The 20,049-nt window shown below is 67.6% G+C and carries 16 protein-coding genes; 13 read left to right on the top strand and 3 right to left on the bottom strand.

The window, feature by feature from the left end; genetic code table 11:
• The coding region (locus tag GF405_09210) for a hypothetical protein (GenBank protein MBD3368329.1) at positions 1-320 on the bottom strand (320 nt) is incomplete at its 3' end.
• Between the two features lie 359 nt (positions 321-679).
• A complete protein-coding gene (locus GF405_09205) occupies positions 680-4,078 on the bottom strand; it encodes a T9SS type A sorting domain-containing protein (GenBank protein ID MBD3368328.1) in 3,399 nt (1,132 codons plus the stop codon).
• Positions 4,079-4,291: 213 nt separating this feature from the next.
• Here GF405_09205 and GF405_09200 point away from each other — a divergent pair, with 213 nt between their 5' ends.
• The 6 genes from GF405_09200 to GF405_09175 all read left to right on the top strand — a co-directional run bounded on the left by GF405_09200 (position 4,292) and on the right by GF405_09175 (position 12,053).
• Positions 4,292-5,317: a hypothetical protein gene (locus tag GF405_09200; protein ID MBD3368327.1), complete on the top strand. Its 1,026-nt coding sequence runs from the start codon at positions 4,292-4,294 to the stop codon at positions 5,315-5,317.
• A 63-nt stretch (positions 5,318-5,380) separates the two neighbouring features.
• Entirely contained in the window at positions 5,381-6,574 is a 1,194-nt protein-coding gene (gene glgC / locus GF405_09195) for a glucose-1-phosphate adenylyltransferase (GenBank protein ID MBD3368326.1), read from the top strand.
• 62 nt (positions 6,575-6,636) lie between these two features.
• Positions 6,637-7,353, top strand: coding sequence for a TonB family protein (locus GF405_09190; protein MBD3368325.1), 717 nt, complete (start codon positions 6,637-6,639; stop codon positions 7,351-7,353).
• A 63-nt stretch (positions 7,354-7,416) separates the two neighbouring features.
• Positions 7,417-9,243 (top strand): hypothetical protein, encoded by a 1,827-nt coding sequence (locus tag GF405_09185; protein ID MBD3368324.1) that lies wholly within the window; start codon positions 7,417-7,419, stop codon positions 9,241-9,243.
• Positions 9,244-9,319: 76 nt separating this feature from the next.
• Positions 9,320-11,404: a hypothetical protein gene (locus GF405_09180; GenBank protein ID MBD3368323.1), complete on the top strand. Its 2,085-nt coding sequence runs from the start codon at positions 9,320-9,322 to the stop codon at positions 11,402-11,404.
• A 100-nt stretch (positions 11,405-11,504) separates the two neighbouring features.
• Complete coding sequence (locus GF405_09175; protein ID MBD3368322.1) at positions 11,505-12,053, top strand: hypothetical protein; 549 nt, start codon at positions 11,505-11,507, stop codon at positions 12,051-12,053.
• Here the strand turns inward: GF405_09175 and GF405_09170 are convergent.
• Positions 12,050-12,496, bottom strand: a complete 447-nt coding sequence (locus GF405_09170; protein MBD3368321.1) for a hypothetical protein — start codon at positions 12,494-12,496, stop codon at positions 12,050-12,052. The two genes, GF405_09175 and GF405_09170, sit on opposite strands and share 4 nt — an antisense overlap.
• 314 nt (positions 12,497-12,810) lie before the next feature.
• Between GF405_09170 and GF405_09165 the strand changes: the two genes are divergently transcribed.
• From GF405_09165 to GF405_09135, 7 genes are all read left to right on the top strand, one after another.
• The gene (locus GF405_09165; protein MBD3368320.1) at positions 12,811-13,428 is read left to right on the top strand and encodes a sigma-70 family RNA polymerase sigma factor; all 618 of its coding nucleotides are present in this window, start codon (positions 12,811-12,813) and stop codon (positions 13,426-13,428) included.
• Positions 13,425-14,240 (top strand): hypothetical protein, encoded by an 816-nt coding sequence (locus GF405_09160; protein MBD3368319.1) that lies wholly within the window; start codon positions 13,425-13,427, stop codon positions 14,238-14,240. Before GF405_09165 ends, GF405_09160 begins: the two co-directional genes overlap by 4 nt.
• A 156-nt stretch (positions 14,241-14,396) precedes the next feature.
• Positions 14,397-15,602, top strand: a complete 1,206-nt coding sequence (locus GF405_09155) for a DUF401 family protein (protein ID MBD3368318.1) — start codon at positions 14,397-14,399, stop codon at positions 15,600-15,602.
• A 28-nt stretch (positions 15,603-15,630) separates the two neighbouring features.
• Positions 15,631-16,548, top strand: a complete 918-nt coding sequence (locus tag GF405_09150; protein MBD3368317.1) for an EamA family transporter — start codon at positions 15,631-15,633, stop codon at positions 16,546-16,548.
• Positions 16,549-16,578: 30 nt separating this feature from the next.
• A complete protein-coding gene (locus GF405_09145; protein MBD3368316.1) occupies positions 16,579-17,595 on the top strand; it encodes a tetratricopeptide repeat protein in 1,017 nt (338 codons plus the stop codon).
• A gap of 59 nt (positions 17,596-17,654) precedes the next feature.
• Positions 17,655-19,601: an oligopeptide transporter, OPT family gene (locus GF405_09140; GenBank protein MBD3368315.1), complete on the top strand. Its 1,947-nt coding sequence runs from the start codon at positions 17,655-17,657 to the stop codon at positions 19,599-19,601.
• Between the two features lie 130 nt (positions 19,602-19,731).
• The gene (locus tag GF405_09135) at positions 19,732-20,040 is read left to right on the top strand and encodes a hypothetical protein (GenBank protein ID MBD3368314.1); all 309 of its coding nucleotides are present in this window, start codon (positions 19,732-19,734) and stop codon (positions 20,038-20,040) included.
• The last annotated feature ends 9 nt before the right edge of the window (positions 20,041-20,049 follow it).

The following is a 20,049-nucleotide window of genomic DNA, read 5'->3' as shown; positions in this document are numbered from 1 at the left end:
GGCACCTCAGCCTGCACCGGCAGCACACGGTGACGTCCCGGAAGCGCGACCTCGCCGCCCGTACGCACCACCACGTCGGCGACGCGCATCCCGTCGGGAATGACGAACGTCAGTACCCGCGCCGGCACAGCCGGCGCCCCCGCTGGGGCGATCACGCGGCAGCCGTCGATCAGCGGGCGTTCGTAGCTCCCCTCGACTCTGAGCTCGACTGCCGACTCACTGTAGACGAGCTCGATGGAGGGAGCCGCCGCCGTCGCTGAGACGGCCGAGACAGCCAGAAGACACAGGACCAGAATCGACCTGAACCGCGTCGTTGCCATCGTTGAAGTCCTCCCTGAGATGTCGGTGCGCCCGCGCGTCCGGGCAACGAAAAAGGGGACCGGGCGGCCTGTACGCCTCGATCCCCCGCTGCTTCCCACGGCGACCGGTGCGCTTCGGACAGGACGACTCCCGGAGTCCGGGACAGCCGCCCCGCTCCCTCAGTGACCGCTTACGATTGTGTCATGCCGGTTGCGTCGTAGCAGTGTGGGGTCGCGTGACTCCTCGGCCGCCTGATGCTCTCGTGTGGGATGCTCTCGCTTCTGAGATTCGCCCGTATTGTAGCATAAGGTGCTTCGAACGTCAAGATGGAAGGGCGCGGAGCCGGAGGATGCCGGCCCGCGCGCCATCCTGCGTCGAGCTACTTCAGAAGCACCATTCGCCGCGAATCGGTCCATTCGTCGACCGACAGCCGGTAGAAGTAGACGCCCGAGGCGCACTGTCTGCCGGCTGCGTCCCTGCCGTCCCAGCGGGCCGCGTGCTCGCCCGCCGCGTGCGGCCCCTCGGCCAGCACACGGATGACCCTGCCCGCGACATCGTAGACCGCGAGCGAGACGTCGGACCCCTCGCGCGCCACGGTGAACCGGACGGTCGTCACGGGGTTGAAGGGATTCGGAGCGTTCTGCTCGAGACGGTTCCGGACGAACGCACCCGCGCCCGGGACGCCGGTCGTTCCGATGAGTCCGCCCTCGTCGAGGATCCTCGTGACGTACTCGAGCCGCGTCGACGGATGAGCCGCGTCGCCCAGCCCGCCGAGGACCACCGGCACCATGTAGCGCCGGGACCCCGTGGCCGGGTCCTCGTAGACGGCGCCGCGCGGAAGCCCGCCGCCGTCCGACCAGAGCCGGGCGGAACTGGTCGTGCCGTCGGCATCGACCTCCGCCACGAACTGATCTGGCCAGTTCTGGTAGTCGTACGCGAACGCCATGCCCTCCGTCGGCGTACCGGTGTCTCCCGAAAGGGACGACACGTTGCCCGTCGCCTTGCCGTTGCCCATGGTGTAGGTCGCGTGGAATCTCTCCCAGAGCGCGATCTCCTCAGCCGTGCCGTTCGCGTAGTAGGTTCCTCCGAAGTTCGGCTCCTCGATGTAGACGCTTCCGCCGCCGTCGATGAACGCGGTGAGCGCCGAGACCTCGTCCGCGGTCATCTTCACGTTCGCTCCGGGCTCTCCGAAGTTGATGACGCCCCCGAGGTAGATGATGAGGTCGTACGGGGAGAGGTCGGCCGGGAGCGATGTCGAGTACGTGTAGAGCTCGCCGATCGCGTCGAGGGCGTCGATCCAGGGAACCTCCGTTCCGTCGGACGGCCCGTAGTCGTCCCCGTTTCCGTCGAACACAAGGTCTCCGTCGTCGGCGTCCCACAGCAGAATGCGGGCGTTGACTGTGGCCGCGATCGGTCCGGCGCTCTCGTCGATGGGACTCTCGTTGTCGCGGTGATCGACCGCCGTCACGGCGTAGTAGTAGACCTGTCCGTTCTCCGCCTCGGCATCGGACCACGTTCTCGCGGAGGGGTCGATGACGCCGGAGACGAGCGGCGTGAGACCCGCGACGTCGGTGAACGGAGCCGTCTCACGGTAGATCCTGAAGTGCGACAGGTCGCTCGGTCCGACGTAGCCGGTCCAGTCGACCTCGATCGTGCTGCCGAGGTCGAACGGGTCGGCGAGCGTCAGTGTCTCGATCCCGCCGGGCGCCTCCGTGTCCGGCGGCCCCGACGTAATGTTCACCGTCGAGGAGTACGGGAGCATGCCCTGACCCGTGATGACGAGGTCGGCTGTGCCGGTGCTCGCCGGGGCCGGCGTGAGCTCGGCGACGCCGTAAGCGTCGGTCACCGCGAGCTCGTAGACCTCGTCGTTCGAGAGGAGGACCGACGCGCCCGGCACCGGCCTGCCGTTCGACGAGACCGTCACGACGAAGGGATGCGGTCCGAGCGGCAGCTCGTCGGCGTGTCCCGCGACGGCCGTCGCGGGGGGCGCCGTCCAGATGCGCATCTCCGGGTCGCCGAGCAGATTGAGCTCGTACAGCGTGTAGCGCGTGTACTTGTCGCTCTGGGCCTCGCTGACGAACGCGTCCTTGTGGAGCGTGTGCGTCACACCGATGATGTCGTGTCCCTCATTGAAGAGCTGGTAGAAGAACTCCCGGTCGAAGACGTCTCCAGTCCCGTATCCGGGCGAGCCGGGCGAACCCCAGCCGTATCGGGAATTGCCGATGTAGGCGACGCCGCCGCCCTGCGAGTTCACCCAGTGCTCGGCGATGCAGTCGTAGTCGAGCGCGGCCGACCAACATCCCATCGAATAGAAGACGCCCTGGCGGTCGCCGTTCGTCAGATTGTCGAAATCGGAGCGGTAGAGACCCGAGGAGCCGATCGACAGCACGCTGTAGTGGGCGTGGCCGTTGTGATTGATGATGCTGTAGCCGTCGTTCAGCGCGGAGATGGCGGTCCCGCGCGAGAGGTTGCCGCTCGTCTGATAGAGCTTCGTGATGGGATCGTACTCGGGCGGCACCGAGTCGTCGTCGATCATGTTCTTGCAGATGGCGTGGTCGGTCCACGGCTCGCTCCAGAGGACCTCCGCCAGGAAGAGCATGTCGTTCTGATAGTCCGTCGGGAGAGGGTCGCCCCCCGGCGCGCCCTCGTAGGTCAGGATCTTGTCGACGAAACGCGAGGCTTCGGTCGACGTGTTCACCGGGGCCCTTCCCACGAAGATGTCGGCGTACATATCGACGTTGTCGTCGGCCTTCTCGCCCCACTTGTTGTCGCCGTCCTCGTTCCACGTTCCGTCCAGGTCGGCGTAGTAGAGGTCGCAGTGGAGGTCGTCCTCGTCTGGGCCTCCTCCGACGCCGGAGTTCATGGCCCACGCGACGCGCGTCGGCACGACGTTCGTGTCGCCCGCCAGCAGGACATAGATCGTGCCGTCGTTCTGGTAGTAGTCGATGATGCAGTTCCTGATCTTCTCCTGGTTGTCGACACCGGGGTAGGTCGCGTAGATGTCAGACGTCGTGACGACCTCGGCCGGCACGCCCTTCATGGTCTTCCAGTCGGCCAGCTCCTGGAACGTGGAGGCGTACGAGCCGCCGGTGATGATGAGATACGAGACGGGTTGCGACCGAAGGTCGGCGGCGGCCGGGACTTCGGCGTCGGACGGGTTCGTGACGAGCGCCGCAAGGCGATCGGTCAGCACGTTCCTCGACCTCTCGGTGAGCGAACGCGGCGTCCTGCCGGTCGCACGCGACCGGGTCGTCTCGAGCTCGATCTCCATCGCCGTGTGCAGGACAAGCCGTCCCTCGGCCGGAACGTAGCGAACCGGCCGGACGGCCACGGTCGCAACCGTCGAGCCGGACATGAAGCCGACGTCGGCGAGGACGGCGGACCGTGCGGGATAGAGCGTCTCGAGCGAGTAGACGAGGTCGTTCCGTGCGACGCGCGTTGCGGCCTCGGGACGGGAGAGGGGTACCTCGGGCTGACGCGCCCGCACGGAGAAGGTCCCGTCGAGCTCCACCGTGCTAAGAACGTCGGTGCGCACGCCTGTGGCCGTCGTTCCGGGAGGGAGCACGAAGCGCACGTACTCCACAGGAAGCTCGGGCTCACCCTCGACGCCGCTGACGTAGGCGCCGCGGAGGCGAACACCATCGCCGTCTGCCAGTTCTTCGATACGGACGTCGGACTCCGAGAACGTGAGCCGTGCGTTCAGCGTCGCGGCCTGGACGGCCGTCGTCAGAGCGAGCACGGTGACGAGCACAAAGATACCTGGTCGGCCCAGGCGCATCGAGGACCTCCTCGTCCGGGTCGCGCTTCACGACATGGATGTGTTCATTACATTTTACCTCAGTTTCCGCCCGTGGTCAAGAATGCCTCCAACGGACGGGCAACACGATACTCTCACAGCTGGGGTGCGGCAATGCTCCGCACTTCTTTGGATGCACCCCGCGACCCGCTGTTGCTTCGCCCGGGGCCTTGACACGCGGCATATGGAAGGGCTATGAAGGTGCGTTCGGCACTTCATTGGTTTCGGGGCGCCCTACGGCACGTCGGATACACGGTGATGAACCGGGAGGCAGTCATGCGTCCGTCGCGGGAAAGTCTGTTCGCGTTGCTCGTGGTCCTGTTGGTCTCGGTCATCCTCACGGCCGTCGCTCCGGCGCACGCGGAGGAGGACGGTCCGGAGGGACTGAGGAAGATGATCGCCGTCGTCGAGTTCGAGGACAAGAGCGACCGCTCGCGGTGGCGCTGGTCGGGACCGAACCCCGGCACCGGGATGTCCGACATGCTCGTGACGGCCCTCGTGCAGTCGGAGGAGTTCATGGTCATCGAGCGGGAGCAGCTCAACCACGTGCTCGCCGAGCAGGACCTGGGTCAGTCCGGACGCGTGACCGAGCAGACGGCGCCCGCGATCGGCAAGCTGCTGGGTGTCGCTGCGATCGTCTACGGGACCGTGTCCGAGTTCGGCTACCTCGAGTCGGACACCGGCGGGAGCGTCACGGGGTCGTTCGGTCTCGGCGTCTCGAAGACGACGGCCCGGGTTGCTGCCGACGTGCGGATGATCGACACGACGACCGGCGAGATCATCCTGGCCGAGACGGCGGACTCCGAGAAGTCCCAGCGCGGTCTCAAGGTGGCGACGCAGGACTTCTCGTTCGATCACAGCGGGAAGTTCGACGAGACGCTCGTGGGGAAGGCGACCCGCGAGGCGATCGACGACATCGTCGAGAGCATCACCGAGACGATGGAGGATGTGCCCTGGACGGGACGCGTCGTCAAGGCCGACACGCCGACCAAGATCTACCTCAACGCGGGCTCGAACACCGGCATCGAGACCGGCATGGTCTTCAATGTGTACCGCATGGGGGAGGAGCTCATCGACCCGGCGACCGGGATCTCGCTCGGCGCAGAGGAGGAGCTCATCGGTTCGATGCGGGTCACCGACGTGAAGGAGAAGTACTCGATCTGCACCGCCGTCGACGGCAGCGGCTTCGCCGCGGGCGACATGGTGCGCTACGAGCCGTAGCATCATCACGGCGCACTTCCCGAAGCGGAGATCGGAGCACCTGTGTACAGCGAGACCATCGTCATGCTGCTCGCCGGCGGACGAGGCCAGCGGCTGCACCCGCTCACCCGTGACCGGGCGAAGCCGGCCGTCCCGTTCGGCGGGATCTACCGGATCATCGACTTCAGCCTGTCGAACGCCATCAACTCGGGCTTCCGGCGGGTCTTCGTTCTCACGCAGTACAAGTCGATCTCGCTGGCCCGGCATCTTCGACAGGGGTGGGGGTTCCTGAGCTATCCTCTCGGCGAGTTCATCGAGAACGTGCCTGCTCAGCAGAGGCTGGGTGAGAGCTGGTACCGGGGCACGGCCGACGCCATCTGGCAGAACGTCTATCTGCTCGAGCAGCTCAAGCCCCGCTACGTGCTTATCCTCTCGGGCGATCACGTCTACACGATGGACTACAGCGGGATCGTCGCCTATCACCGCGCGTCCGGGGCCGACGTGACGCTCTGCGTACAGGAACGGCCCATACAGGAAGGTCCCTCGCTCGGGGTGATCGAGGTCACGGACGACTGGCGCGTCGCCGGTTTCCAGGAGAAGCCGGAGAAGCCGAAGCCGATGCCGGCGAAGTCCGACCGGATTCTCGCCTCGATGGGGATCTATGTCTACTCGACCGAGGTGATGATCGAGCGCCTCCGCGAAGCTGCCGGGAACGAGCGCTTCGACTTCGGCCACGATGTCATTCCCATGATGATCGACCGCGGCGACGACGTCAGGGCGTACGCGTTCGGCGACGGTTCTCAGAACTACTGGCGGGACGTCGGCACGATCGACGCCTACTGGTCGGCGAACATGGATCTCCTTCTGCCCACGCCCGAGGTCAACCTCTACTCGGAGGAGTGGTCGCTCAACACCTATCAGGGACGCTACCCGCCGGCGAAGTTCCTCTATGCCGAACCGAGCGAGGGCGGTAGAATGGGCGTCGCGGTCGACTCGATCGTATCAACCGGCTGCATCATTTCCGGCGGCCGGATCCAACGATGTGTTCTCTCCCCGTGTGTCCGCACGAACAGCTACAGCTATGCGTTCGAGTCGATCCTCATGGAGGGCGTCGATGTCGGCCGCTACGCGAAGCTCAGGCGTGTCATCGTGGACAAGGGCGTGAGGATCCCCCCCAAGACGCAGATCGGGTACGATCCCGAGGAGGACGCCGAACGGTTCACGGTGACGGAGAACGGCGTCGTCGTGATCCCGAAGGGGTACCGGTTCGAGGAGTAGCTTCCTCCGGCGTCCCCTTGCAGGCCCTCTGTCGCTGTGCCCGGCCTCTCAACGGACCGTCAATGACTGCGCGTGCTCCCTACAGAACACAGGAGCGGAGAGAGCGCGAGCGTGTCTACCGTCGCCGGATGGCGGTCGCCGTCGTCGCGTCGCTCGCTCTCCACGCCTGCGCGTTCATCGTGATCGAGCGAACGGCCCCCTCGCTTCCGATCGTGCGGCAGGTCGGATATCCCGGACCGACCCGGATCCTGCCGGAGATCTCCGTCGAGCGGGAGCCCGGACCGGAGGAGAGCGAGGGCGCCGTCTCGGCGGGGCCGGCAGGCGGCGAGTTCTATCGTGTGGTCCCGATCGAGGTCGTCGATTGGGAGATCCCCTCCGGCGAGGGGCTGGGAGAGGAGACCGAGCGGGCGAGCGCCGATGCGCAACGCGATGACGAGCCCGTCTTCTTCCTGGATCTCTCCAGACCGCAGCCGACCAGCGACCTCGTCGCATTCGAGCACTTCGTCCTGCCCGTCTATCCTCGCTCGACGCTCGAGAAGGGACTTCAGGGGCGTGTCGTCATCCGGACGCACGTGACGCCGACGGGCGTCGTGGACGACGTCCGGGTGGTGCGTTCGGAGCTCGATGCGGCCGCCGAGATGGAGGCCGTCAGGGCGGCTTCGCTCTGGCGCTTCCGTCCGGTCGTGATGGGCGGCAAGCCGACAGCCGTCGTCATTGAGACGTCGATCTGGTTCCGCTTCCGCGACGAGCCCGGCCGCGTCGGGGCCGACGGCGATTGACACTCCGGCGCTCCTGGGGCAGACTCGCTCGAAACCGGTCGCCGGTATCCTCCCGGAGGTACGATGGGACGTCTCGTCGCACGAACCACGATTCTGAGCCTCGCCGCGTTCCTTGTTCTCGCCGGGCCGGCGGGGGCGGTGGAGACCGTTCCCGCGCACGAGCTCGAGCGCGGCGACACGCTGATTGGCTATACGACGCTCTCGCCCGACGGCGTCCGGTCGTTCGACCTGGTCGTCGCCGGCGTCGTCGAGGCCACGGCCCCGGGGCGGGACCTGATCGTCGCCGAGGCGCTCGACCCAGCAATCCAGGACGTCGGGATCTTCCAGGGGATGAGCGGGAGTCCGGTCTACCTGGATGGAAGACTGGTGGGCGCGGTCGCAGCGGCCTGGGCTTTTGCGAAGAGGCCGATGGCGGCGGTCACACCCATCGACGACATGCTCGAGCTCACGAGCGGGCGGGTCGACGGCTCCCGGGCCGAGGTCGAACCCTTCGCCCCGCTCGACCTTCTGCCGGAGTCGGAGCGGGCGAACTCGCGTGCCGCGCTGCTGGCCCGTCGCGCCGAGATGCCCTCGCGGGGTTCCGCGGCGCCCCGGCGCGTCCTCGGATCGTACCGGGGACACGACATCACCGCGCTCCATGTGCCCGTCTCGGTTCCCGGTTCGCCCGGCTTCCGGTCCGCGATCACGCCCTCGCTCGAGCGTCTCGGGCTGACGCCTGTCGCCGCGACGGGCGGCGCCGCGTCGGGCGGCGACGAGGTCGTGCCGGGGTCCCCCATCGGCGTCCAGCTCGTCGGCGGGGACTACAGGCTGTCCGCCACGGGGACCGTGACACATCGTGACGGCGACACCCTCGTGGCGTTCGGTCATCCGCTCTTCGGCGCGGGACCGACGGCGATGCCGCTGGTCGCGGCCACGGTTCTCGATGTCGTCCCGCTCCGGTCGGTCTCGTTCCGACTGACGCAGACCGGCGACGTCGTCGGAAACGTCGTGATGGACGGGGCCACCGGCATCGCGGGCGAACTCGGGGCCTCAGCGCCGACGATCCCGGTTCGTCTCGCCCTCTCGGGCCCGGGCTTCGACGAGGCCTACGGGCTCGATGTCGTCGCCGTCAGGCCTTATTCGTTCCTCTTCGCTTCGCTCGCCGCCGGCAGCGCGGTCTCGGAGACCTACCGCACCAGCGGTCGCACCTCGGTCCGCCTCGACGTCCAAATCGAGACCGATCGGGAGAGCATCAGCTATCGCGACGTCTTCGACACGGGCGAACCGGCCGTCAGGCTGGGTGGGGAGCTGGCGACGCTGCTGAACGTCCTGGGCGACAGCAGGCTCGCCGAGAGGAGCATCCGATCGGTCGACATCGCTGCGGACTTCACCGAGGGATGGGGCTGGTACCTCATTGAACGCGTTCGGGCGGAGCGCGCGGTCGTCGAGCCGGGAGACGACGTTGTCCTGCATGTCGTCCTCAAGCCGTGGCGCGGCGAGCCGGTCACCCGCGAGCTCCGCCTGCCGGTGCCGGCCTCGGCGTCCGAGGGAGAGCTTCTCGTGCGCGTCGGTGGAGCATCCGAATACCACGAGTGGGACGCCGAGCGTCTCGGCGCCGGGGCGGCTCCACGGACCTACGAGCGGCTGGTCGAGCTCGTCGAGTCCTCGAAACCCGGAAGCACGCTGGTCGGCCAGGCGCTGAGCGGCCGGCGTTCTCTCTCGCTGGCGGGCCGGGAGGTCCATCCGGTCCCCGGTCGGGCCGCGCTCGCGATGGGCGGCGGCGGCGCGGGCGGACCGGCCGACGCGGCAGAGATGTCGGTCGTCTCCGAGACCGAGCTGTCGATGGACCGCGAGGTCACGGGGTTCCACGAGCTCGTCGTCCGTGTGAAGAGCGGGCCGTCGGGCGAGTGACGCGGAGCGGGGTGCGTACCTCCGGGGCCGGTCCCCGGCGAGAGCGGCAGTCTGAAACCATACGAGGGAGAAGAACATGTTCCGTCCGGTGCAGCAGACGATCATCCCGGTGCTGTTCCTCGCGTGCCTCACAGGCGTGACGCTCGCGTCCCCGCCGTCCTTCTGGGAGGTCTCGGGCTACGACGACTTCGAGGGAGGCGAGTTTGACGGCGTGACGCTTCTGCCGTCCGGTGCGTTGCTGCCCGGGCCCCGGCTTGAGGACATCCGGCTGCCGGCCGCCGACTACGCCTGGGCCGCGACCCGGGGTCCTGAGGGCGCCGTCTACGTGACGACGGGGAGTCCCGGAAGGCTGGTCCGCATCGACGGCGGCTCGATCGACATCCTCCACGAGGAGCCGGCCGCCGATCTCCCGGCGCTCGTGGTCACTCCCGACGGCACCCTCTACGTCGGCACAGCGCCGGGCGGCGCGGTGCTCAGGGTGGACAGGGAGAACGGCGCGAGCGTCGTGTGCGAGACCGGTCAGGGCTACATCTGGGACATGACCTGGTCTGAGGAGTACGGGCTCATCGTCGCGACCGGGGACTCGGCCCGCGTCCTCGCAGTCGACGGCAGGGGACGGACGACCCTCCTTGCCGACAGCCGCGAGGCGAGCTTCGTCAGCCTCGCGGCGGGCGAAGGCCGGGTGCTGGCGGGCACGTCGCCGGGAGGGATGCTGCTCGACGTCACGCCGGGCGAGGATCCGACGGTTCTGTACGATACCCGGTACGACGAGGTCACCGGGATCGTGATCGAGCCGGAGGCCGTGTCGTTCTCCGCATCGAGCATCCTCTTCGAGGAAGCGCTGGGGGACGAGTCGACCTTCGATCAGTCGTTCGGAGAAGGTGGTGTCTTCCGCATGCCGTACGGTGGGGCCGCGATCGAGATGTGGCAGTCGCTCGACGCGCCGGTGACCTCCCTCGGACGCGGGGCCGGCGGCGGGCTCTGGGCCGGTGCCGGAACCGGTGGGAACATCCACGAGCTCGATTCGGGGCGCGCGTCGCTGGTCGCCAGATGTCCGAGCGAGGAGGTCCTGACGATCCGTGGCAATGGAGAGGAGGCGCTCATCGCCGCCGGCCTCCCGGCGGCCGTCTGGATCGCGCGAGATGGAGGCGGCGCCCGAGGGGTCTACCGTTCCGATGTGCTCGACGCCGGTCCCGAGGCGATGTGGGGCGAGATCGCCTGGCGCGCCGAGGCGCCGGGCCGCTCCGGCGTCGCGCTGTCGACGCGTTCGGGGAACACGGCCTCCCCGGACGGCACGTGGTCGGACTGGACCGAGGTCGAGGGGGAGGACGCCGGGGCCGTGCCGAGTCCCAGTGCCCGCTTTCTGCAGTGGCGGGCGATCCTCGAGCGCGGTCGGGGCGGGGATATGCCGTCGCTCTTCGAAGTGCTCGTGGCCTACATCGGAGGCAACAGACCACCAGTTCTGGAGTCGGTCAGCGTCTTCGAGCCCGCCGACGCGATCACCGAGGGTGAAGGAGGCTACGGTGCGACGGCGGCCAGACAGATCTTCCCCAGCGGGCTCGAGGTGACGTACAACCTCGAAGCCGCGAGGGAAGGCAGGGGCGTCGGAGGTCCGGCGACGGGGCTTCGGACCGTCGAGTGGCGTGCCTACGACCCCGACGGCGACCGGCTCATGTTCGACGTCCGCGTCCGCTCCGACGACGAGAAGAACTGGAAGCCGCTGGCGAGCGATGTCGCCCGATCGGCGCATACCTGGGACTCGAGAGCGATGCAGGACGGTCACTACACGATCCTCGTCGAGGCGTCGGATGAGCAGGACCGTCCCGGACGCCCGCTCACAGCCACGATCGTGAGCGAGCCCTTCCTCGTCGACAACGGGCGTCCCGTCGTCGACGGGGTGTCGGTCGAGGAGCGGGACGACCGGCTGCACGTGACGGGGCGGGCCGGGGACGCACTCTCGCCGTTGATCGCGGTCGACGTCGCGGTCGATTACGGAGAGTGGTCGACCGCGGACGCCGATGACGGGCTTGTCGACTCCCGCGAGGAGTACTTCAGCCTTTCCGTTCCGCATCCGGGCGCAGGAGAGCATCGCGTGGCCGTCCGCGCCGTGGACCGCCAGGGAAACACGCGGGTCGTCGGCAAGACCGTCAGGCTCAGGTAGGTCCCCGCTGCATGGACTCGACAGCCGGCGAAACCCCACGGCAGCCCGCGGAGTCCCATTCAGCGAGTCCGTGTCGCATTGAAGAGGCCAGAAGGTCTGGATGGAGAGCGCTGTGAGGTGTGAGAAGATCCGCGAGCTCTACGATGACGGGCTGGACGGGAGGCTCGACGCTCAGCGCGCGGCGGCGCTCCGCGCTCATCTCGCCTCGTGTGCTGATTGCCGGCGTGAGTTCGCGATCCTGCGCAGCATTGACCGGGTGCTCTCGTCAGAGGCTTACGCGAGCGCGCCGCCCCGGTTCGTCGCCTCGACGATGGCCGTCATCAGGCGCCGCGAGGCCCGTCGTCGACTGTTCGAGCGTGTCGGTCTGTGGGCCGCGGGTGCGACGGCCGGCGGGTTCACCGTCGCATCGATCATCAGGGCGACCAGGAGCTCCTCTGTCGGAGAGAGGGTCTCCGGCGCGGCGGCAAGCGTTCTCGATGCCGTTCCTCAGCCGTCGCTCCCGGATGTGGAGACGCCCGGGCTCGTCGTGCAGATGCTGCAGAGCCCGGGCGCTCTCGCTGTTCTCTGGACACTCGCGGCCGTCGGCGCCGCCTTCATGGCCGTCCAGCTCCTCAGGACGTCGCGGCAGCTGGCGTGCGAGCTGCGTTAGACCCCGCCGTGGCCGCTTTCCTCGTCATCGATCTTCGTGATGGTCCCGCTCGGCGGGATCTCGATCGGTTTGCCGTTCCGCTCCGACTCCCGCACGTCCTTCGTCAGTCTGTAGTAGACGATGAGACCGACGCCCACGAAGAGGGGAATAAGGGCGCCCGTTGCGGCTTCGCTGAGGATCCCGAGGGACGCGAAGCCGATGATCATGGCGATGCCCAACGCGGTGAAGAAGATGCCCCATCCGAGCGGCGCGATCCCCTTGCTCTTGCTGGCGAGAAGGCTCCTGTCGTAGATGCCTTTTGCGAGCGCCTGATCGAAGGCCTGCTTCCTCATCGACTGTCCGTGAGTGACTCCCCGGATGATGAACATGATGATGAGCACCGTCGCGGCCAGGGAGATCAGGGTCATGATCATCGGGAACAGGAACACGGCTGCAGCAGTCATCGTTCCTTCCTCCTTTCGTGGCCCCCGCGCCGCTACGGCGCACCGGGCCGCTCTTCGGAACCGCACGTCCACCGTCGTTCTGAGGATGTGACCACCCGTCCGCCGCTCGTGTTTCACGGAACGGAACCTCGTCGCGCCGCCGCGAGGGCCTTGATGGGCCCGGCCGCCGCGCTTTCGCCGGATTGTCGTAGCCCGAATCCGCTTGGAATCGCGTCCGCTTCTGGTACGATTGTCGGTCGTGCCCGGCCCTCGGCAGGCGGTCGCGCGGCACGCCGGTCCGCCGGTGTGCCGGTTCCGTCGCCGAGACCGGAGGGATGATGGCTGGCTCTGCCGCGGGGCCGTCGCCCGGGCCTCCAGATGACGTGCTGATCCAGAAGGTACTCGGTGGAGACGAGTCGGCCTTCGCCGTGCTGATGGAGCGGTACGCCGACCTCGTGTTCTCGGTCGTCGTCGGGATCGTGCGCAACGAGACCGACGCCGCCGACGTGACGCAGGAGGCCTTCGTCAGGGCGTACAAGGCCCTGCCGCGGTTCCGCGGGGACTCGAAGTTCTCGAGCTGGCTCTACCGGATCGCGGTCAACCGCTCGCTGACCTTCATCAAGAAGAGGAAGCGACGGGGCAGGCAGGTCGACATCGGGCTGGGACCGCACATCGAGGCAAGCGCTCTCGACGAGCGGCCCCGTTCGGATCCCGAGAAGCTCGTGCTCGACGACGAGTTCCGTCGACTGGTCCACGAGGCCGTTGGAGAGCTGCCTCCGAAGTACAGGGCCGCCGTCACGCTCTTCTATATCGAGGAGCGCAGCTACAAGGAAGTAGCCGGGGCGTTGGGCATTCCGATGGGGACGCTCAAGACGCATCTCCACCGGGCCCGCGCTCTGCTCAAGGAGATTCTGGAGAAGCGACTCTGGGACGAACGCAGGAGGGTAGTGTGAAAGAGAGCTGTATCGACGTCATCATGGACCGCAGGAGCATCCTCAGGTTCGAGGACAAGGAGATCCCTGACGACGTCCTCAAGCAGGTTCTCAACGCGGCGCTCAGGGCACCCGGGCCAGGGGGCTCGCTGGCCGGCGGCTACCGCGGCGCGCAGCCGTATTCGATCATCGTCGTCAAGGACCGAAAGCGCAGGGAGCAGCTCAACGAGATGCTGTGCGAGGGGCGGCGGATGTGCATCGTGGAGGCGCCGGTCTCGCTGGTCTTCTGCGTCGACACGCACAGGCTGAACCGCTGGGCCGAGCTCCAGGGCGGCGTCTCGCACTTCAACGGCATAGGCGTTCTGTGGGTGGCGCTCCGGGCATGCTACACGGCGTCGCAGAACGCGCTCCTGGCGGCCGAGTGTCTGGGACTGGGCTCGCAGTACATTCAGGAGATCGTCTGGCAGCCCTACACGACGCTCGACTTCTTCAAGCTCCCGAAGCAGGTGCTGCCCGTGGCGATGCTCATCATGGGCTACCCGGCGGAGCGGCCGCCGCTCGCGCCGTCCCTGCCGCTCGAGGCGATCGTCCACGAGGAGAAGTACGACGAGCCCTCCGACGAGAAGCTCGTGGAGTTCTTCGAGAGCAAGGAGGAGTTCTACAGGGAGTGGCTCGATTCGCTGCCTGAGGACGCGACCGTCAAGAAGCACATCAAGGCGAAGAACATCCAGAACCTTGCGCAGTACGTATCGCTTCTGACGTACACCGAGAGCTTCTACAAGTGGCGCGACGACATGGTGCGATCGAATCTCGTGCTCTCGGAGCTCGAGTAGCGGGCGCTCGGCAGCGCGCCGCTCGACCAGGTCATCCCGGACGCGGCGGGTAGAACTCGCCGCGTCCCTTTCTCGCTCGGACGTCCCTCCGGTGCCCGGGCCTTGCGTCGTCGGCAGCGACGACCGCCGGGACGTCCGTCTCTTGCCGGAGCCGCGATGGAACGTGAGATCGTCGCACTGGGCTCATCGATCGTCCTCATCGTCATCATGGTGCGGCTGCGCGTCGACCTCGGCGTGACGATGCTCGCGGGCGCAACCCTCATGGCCTTCATTGCCCGCCTGCCGTTCGGAACGGTCGCCGTCGAACTCGGACGGTCCTTCATCAAGCTCGAGACGCTTCAGCTTCTCGGGCGGATCGTCACGATCATCGCGCTCGGGGCGCTGGCGGGGCGGCTCGGTTACCTCGACCGCTTCGTCTCGGGACTTCGACGGCTCATCAGGGACAACCGCGTGGTCGTGGCCGTCATCCCGGCGTTCGGGGGGCTGCTGCCGATGCCGGGCGGTGCCATGCTGACCGCGCCTATGGTCGAGACCGCGCTCGACAGGGACTCGGCCACCGCGGAGCAGCGGTTCTTCATCAGCTACTGGTTCCGGCACGTCTGGGAGTACATCTGGCCTCTCTACCCGGCCATCGTCTTCACTGCGACGCTCGTCGACCGCACGATCGCCGACATCTTCATCGTCAACTACCCGCTGACGCTCGCCGCGATCGGCGGCGGCGCCCTGCTCGTGCTCCGGAAGGTACCGGCGGGGAAGAACGTGACGGGGGAGAACATCCACGGGGCGCGCCTCGACGTCCTCTCGGGCGTCTGGCCCTTCGCTCTCGTCATCGTCGGCGTCCTCGTCCTCGACATCGAGCTCATCTACGTGGCCGTCGTCGCCACGATCCTGCTCGGACTCGTCGGCAGGATGTCGTGGAAAGACCTGGGCGCGGCCTACCGCCGCGCGACCGAGTTCCAGATCGTCTCCCTCGTACTCGGCGTCGCCGCCTACAAGCACATCCTCGAGGTGGCTGAGATCGTGAACGCCGTCCCGCCGTTCTTCATGGAGATGCACATGCCCGAGCTCCTCGTCATCGCTGCGGTCCCGATGCTCATCGGGCTCATCACCGGTGTAACGATGGCGTTCATCGGCGTCGCGTTCCCGCTTCTGGTTCCGTTGATGGGGGGCGACGCGATCGACATGGAGCTCGTCATGTTCGCCTTCGCGTTCGGGTTCGTCGGGTGTCTTCTCTCGCCCGTCCACCTCTGTCACGTGCTGACGCGCGAGTACTTCAAGGCCGACTTCGGGCGCTCGTACAGGATGCTCATCGTGCCGAGTCTGATCATCCTGGCGGTCGCCACGGCCATCGTCCTCGTCTGACGAGGGCCCGGCGCCGGGGAGGCCTCTCGTGGGAAATCCGAAGCAGGCCGTCGCCACGACCGTTCTGGCCGGGCTCCTGTGGGGCTCGTCGTTCGTCGTCATCAAGATCGGGCTCGAGTCGCTCGACCCTTACTGGTTCGCCTTCCTGCGGTTCGCGACCGCGACCGTCATCGCCGTCTCCTACGCGGCCGTGACCGGGCGCCTGCGCGTGCTCGGCAGGCTCCTCAAGAACCCCCTCGTCATCCTGTTCGGGATCTCGAACGCCGTCGGCTTCATCATGCAGTTCAAGGGGCAGACGATGACGACGGCGGGGAAGGCGGCGCTCTTCGTCAACCTCAGCACGATCTTCGTGGCGGTCGGCTCGCGCTTCATGTTCCGCGAGCGCTTCGGCCCGCTGAAGGTCGTCGCAGTCGTCGCCGGCATGATCGGTGTCTTCCTTGTGACGACGGGCGGCCGGTTCACCATCGCCTCGCCGACGGAGTTCGCGGGTGACATGATCATCCTCGGCGGGGCCGTCGCCTGGACGTTCTTCATCCTGCTGGACAAGAAGATCGTCCACGGGACCGGCGTCGACATCCGGGCCCTGACGGCCGCGCAGGTTCTTCTGACAGCTGCGACGGCGCTTCCCGCGGCGCTCATCTTCGCGCCCCGGGCGTTCCCGTCGTTCGACGCGTCGTGGTGGGCCATTCTCTACACGGCCGTCTTCTGCACGGTCATCCCATTCATGCTCTGGACGTCCGGCCTCCGGTACATCTCGGCGACCGTGTCGTCCGTCATCCTGCTCATTGAGATCCTGTTCGCGATCGTGCTGGCGGCCGTTCTGCTCGGGGAGACGCTGGCGCCCGTCGGCATCGTCGGTGCAGGGCTGATCGCGCTGGCCGCGTACCTGGCGACGAGGGGGCAGATCGAGAAAGCGGCCCCCGGTCCAGACATCGTCCCCGAGTAACGCCGTCTCAGTATGAGCGAGGGAGGGTCCATGCCGAAGCACCTCCGCCCGTGCGGCCCTGCGGCACTCGTGCTGCTCGCGGTCTGCCTGTACGCCGCACCGGCAGTCGCAACCCCTGTCGAGGCCGACTCTCTGCTGGCGCGCGCCGGGCGCGCCGTCGAGCGGGGCGAGCTCCAGCTGGCGGTCCGTCTCTACGAGAAGGCCGAGCCGATGGTCGACGACGGCCGCGTGGAGATCGGACTGGCGCGCGTCGCTCTCGCCCGGGAGGACCACGACGCGGTCATCAAACACGCCAGAAGGGCCATCAAGCGGGACCGCGAGAACTCCGGATACCATCTGACGCTGGCGTACGGATACGGCCTCAAGGCCGCGCGGGGAGGCATGTCGGCCGTCTTCTATGCGGGGAAGTTCAAGGGCGCCTGTGAGGAGGCCGTCAAGTACGACCCGGAGAACGTAGAGGCGCACTTCGCGGTGCTCCAGTACTATCTCATGGCCCCCGGCCTCATGGGGGGAGGCGAGGAGAAGGCGCAGGAGACGATCAGCACGATCGAGTCGCTCGACCCCTACTACGGCCACCTGGCCCGGGCGGTCGAGGCGTGGGTCGGCGAGGACACGGAGCGCGCCGAGAGCGAGTATGTCGCGGCGGCCCGCGTCGACTCGACGTCGCCCGAGGGCTGGGCTCTGCTCGGCATGTTCTACATGGAGGAGGAGCGATACGCCGCGGGGGTTCCGGTCTGGGAACGGGCGCTCGCGCTCGACCCCGATGATCTCGAAGTGGTCTACGCCCTCGCGAAGGCGCGGCTCCTGGCCGGGACGGAGCTCGACGCGGCGGCGGAGGGGTTCAGGAGGTACATCGAGGAGGGCGGCGACCCGAGGGGCGCCACCGAGGCCGAGGCGCGCTGGCGACTCGGGATGACGCTCGACCGCGCGGGGATGCCCCTCGAGGCGCACGGTCAGTGGAGGCGCGCGCTGGCTCTCGACCCTGAGCTCGATCGGGCCGCCGCTCTGATCGAGTCCGTCGAGGCCGTCTACCCTGAGCTCAACTAGGCGGTGCCGGCCGTCGACCCGGGGGCCGTCGAACCGGAAGGCACGGACGAGGAGGCTGCATGGAGCGTGAGACGAAGGGACTGGGCAGGTCCGCATACGGCGGGGTGAGCGGAGAGGACTACAAGCCCTACGTGGGTCCCGGGCGGAGCGTCCGGGAGCTCACGCTCAGGGCTGTCCTCTCTGGTATTCTCATCGGTGTCATCTTCGGCGCCGCCAACGCGTATCTCGGACTCAAGGTCGGCATCACCGTCTCGGCGTCGATCCCAGCGGCCGTCATCGCCATCGCCCTCTCGAGGAGCTTCCTGGGCCGCGCCAGCGTCCTCGAGAACAACATGATCCAGACGGTCGGGTCGGCCGGCGAATCGCTGGCCGCGGGCGTCATCTTCACGATCCCCGCTCTCATCGTGCTCGGCTACATGCCTGAGCTCTCGAAGGTTTTCATCCTCGCGGCGCTCGGAGGCCTTCTGGGCGTGCTCTTCATGATCCCGCTCAGGCGCTACCTGATGGTACGCGAGCACGGGAAGCTCCCGTTCCCGGAGGGCACCGCCTGCGGAGAGGTGCTCGTCGCCGGGGACCGGAGCGGCGGACGGGTACGTCAGGTGATGACCGGCCTCGGAATCGGAGCGCTCTACCGCTTCCTGATGGAGGGCCTCGGGCTCTGGAACGACGTCCCGAGCTGGCGGATCCGCGGATACGATGGTGCGGAGGTCGGCGTCGAGGCGGCGCCGGCGCTGCTCGGCGTCGGGTACGTCATCGGTCCCCGGATCGCCGCCGTCATGCTGGGCGGCGGCGCGCTCGGGTGGCTCGTGCTGATCCCGTTCATCAAGATGATGGGTGCGGGGCTCGGCGAGGCGCTCTATCCGGCGACCGGCCTCATCTCGGACATGTCGCCCATCGAGATCTGGGACAACTACATCCGCTACATCGGCGCCGGCGCCGTCGCCTTCGGGGGGCTCGTCACGCTGGTCAAGGCGATCCCGACGATGGTCAAGTCGTTCGGCGCCGGCATGCGGGCGATCACCGACGAGAAGGTGAGCGGAGGCGCCGTCCTGAGAACGGCCATGGACCTGCCTATGAAGCTCGTGCTCGGCGGGGCCGCCGTCATCGCCGTGCTCATCTGGGCCCTGCCTCAGGTCCCCGTAGGAGCCGTCGGGGCGCTCCTCATCGTTGTGTTCAGCTTCTTCTTCGTCACCGTCTCGTCACGCATCGTCGGGCTGATCGGGAGCTCGTCGAACCCGGCGTCCGGGATGACCATCGCGACGCTTCTCGCCACGAGCCTCGTCTTTCTGGCGATGGGATGGACCGGGCCGGCCGGCATGGTCGCGGCCGTCTCCGTCGGCGCGGTCGTCTGCATCGCCATCTGCATCGCCGGCGACACGTCGCAGGACCTCAAGACCGGTTTCCTCGTCGGGGCGACGCCGAGGAAGCAGCAGTTCGGAGAGATGATCGGCGTGCTCTCGTCCGCGATCGTCGTCGGCTGGATCGTCTTCTTCCTGCACCGGGCGTACGGCATCGGCTCGGAGAAGCTGTCGGCGCCGCAGGCCGTCCTCATGTCGATGGTCGTGAAGGGCGTTCTGACGCAGTCGCTTCCGTGGACGCTCGTCATCATCGGCGCGTTCCTCGCCGGCGTCGTGGAGCTTCTGGGCATCCCCTCGCTTCCGTTCGCCGTCGGGCTCTATCTGCCGATCCGTCTCAGCACGCCTATCATGATGGGCGGCCTCGTCCGCCTCCTGAGCGAGCGGACGTCGTGCAGCGAGAACGAGCTCTGTGACCGGCGCGAGCGCGGCGTGCTTCTGAGCTCCGGTCTCATCGCGGGTGGCGCGATCATGGGCGTCATCGTGGCAGCTCTCGTCAACGCCGGTGTGGATGAACACATCCACGTCGGGTACGAGTGGGCCGGTCCCGCAGCGGGCGCGGTGACGATGGGCTGCTTCCTCCTGCTGGTCGCACTCCTCGCCGGAAGCGCGGGACTGCTCGGCGGGCGGGGAGGCCGCCGGGGTCGGTAACATCGCCCGAGACAGGCCGGTTTGCCGGGCGGCGCCCACGTGTCGCCCGGAATCGGCTTGACGCTTCGCGCTCCCGCACGTAGCATCTGGTGCATCGCACAAACACCCCCGACACGGCGGCGTGGGAGGGATGATGGGGCGGCACATCGTCAAGTACTCGAACAGGCGTCTCTACGACCCGACCGGAGGGCGTCAGATCACGCTGGTCGATCTGTCGGACCTCGTGCTTTCGGGCGAGGACGTGACGGTCGAACAGAAGGACACGGGCGCGGACATAACGGCTGTCACCGTTCTGCAGTCGGTGATCGAGCGGATCCGGAAGCGGTCGTGCCGGGACCGACTTGAGACCCGGCGGCTCCTGGACGCCGTTCGCAGGGCCATAGACCGGCGCTCGATCGACGGTGTCGAGACGACAGAGCCCGAAAAGGTCGAGGTCTAGGGAGGGCCA

This window comes from Candidatus Effluviviaceae Genus V sp. (genome assembly GCA_014728125.1).
Lineage (GTDB): Bacteria > Joyebacterota > Joyebacteria > Joyebacterales > Joyebacteraceae > WJMD01.
Note: the sequence above shows the minus strand (reverse complement) of the source record. Positions and strands in the feature narration are given on the sequence as shown.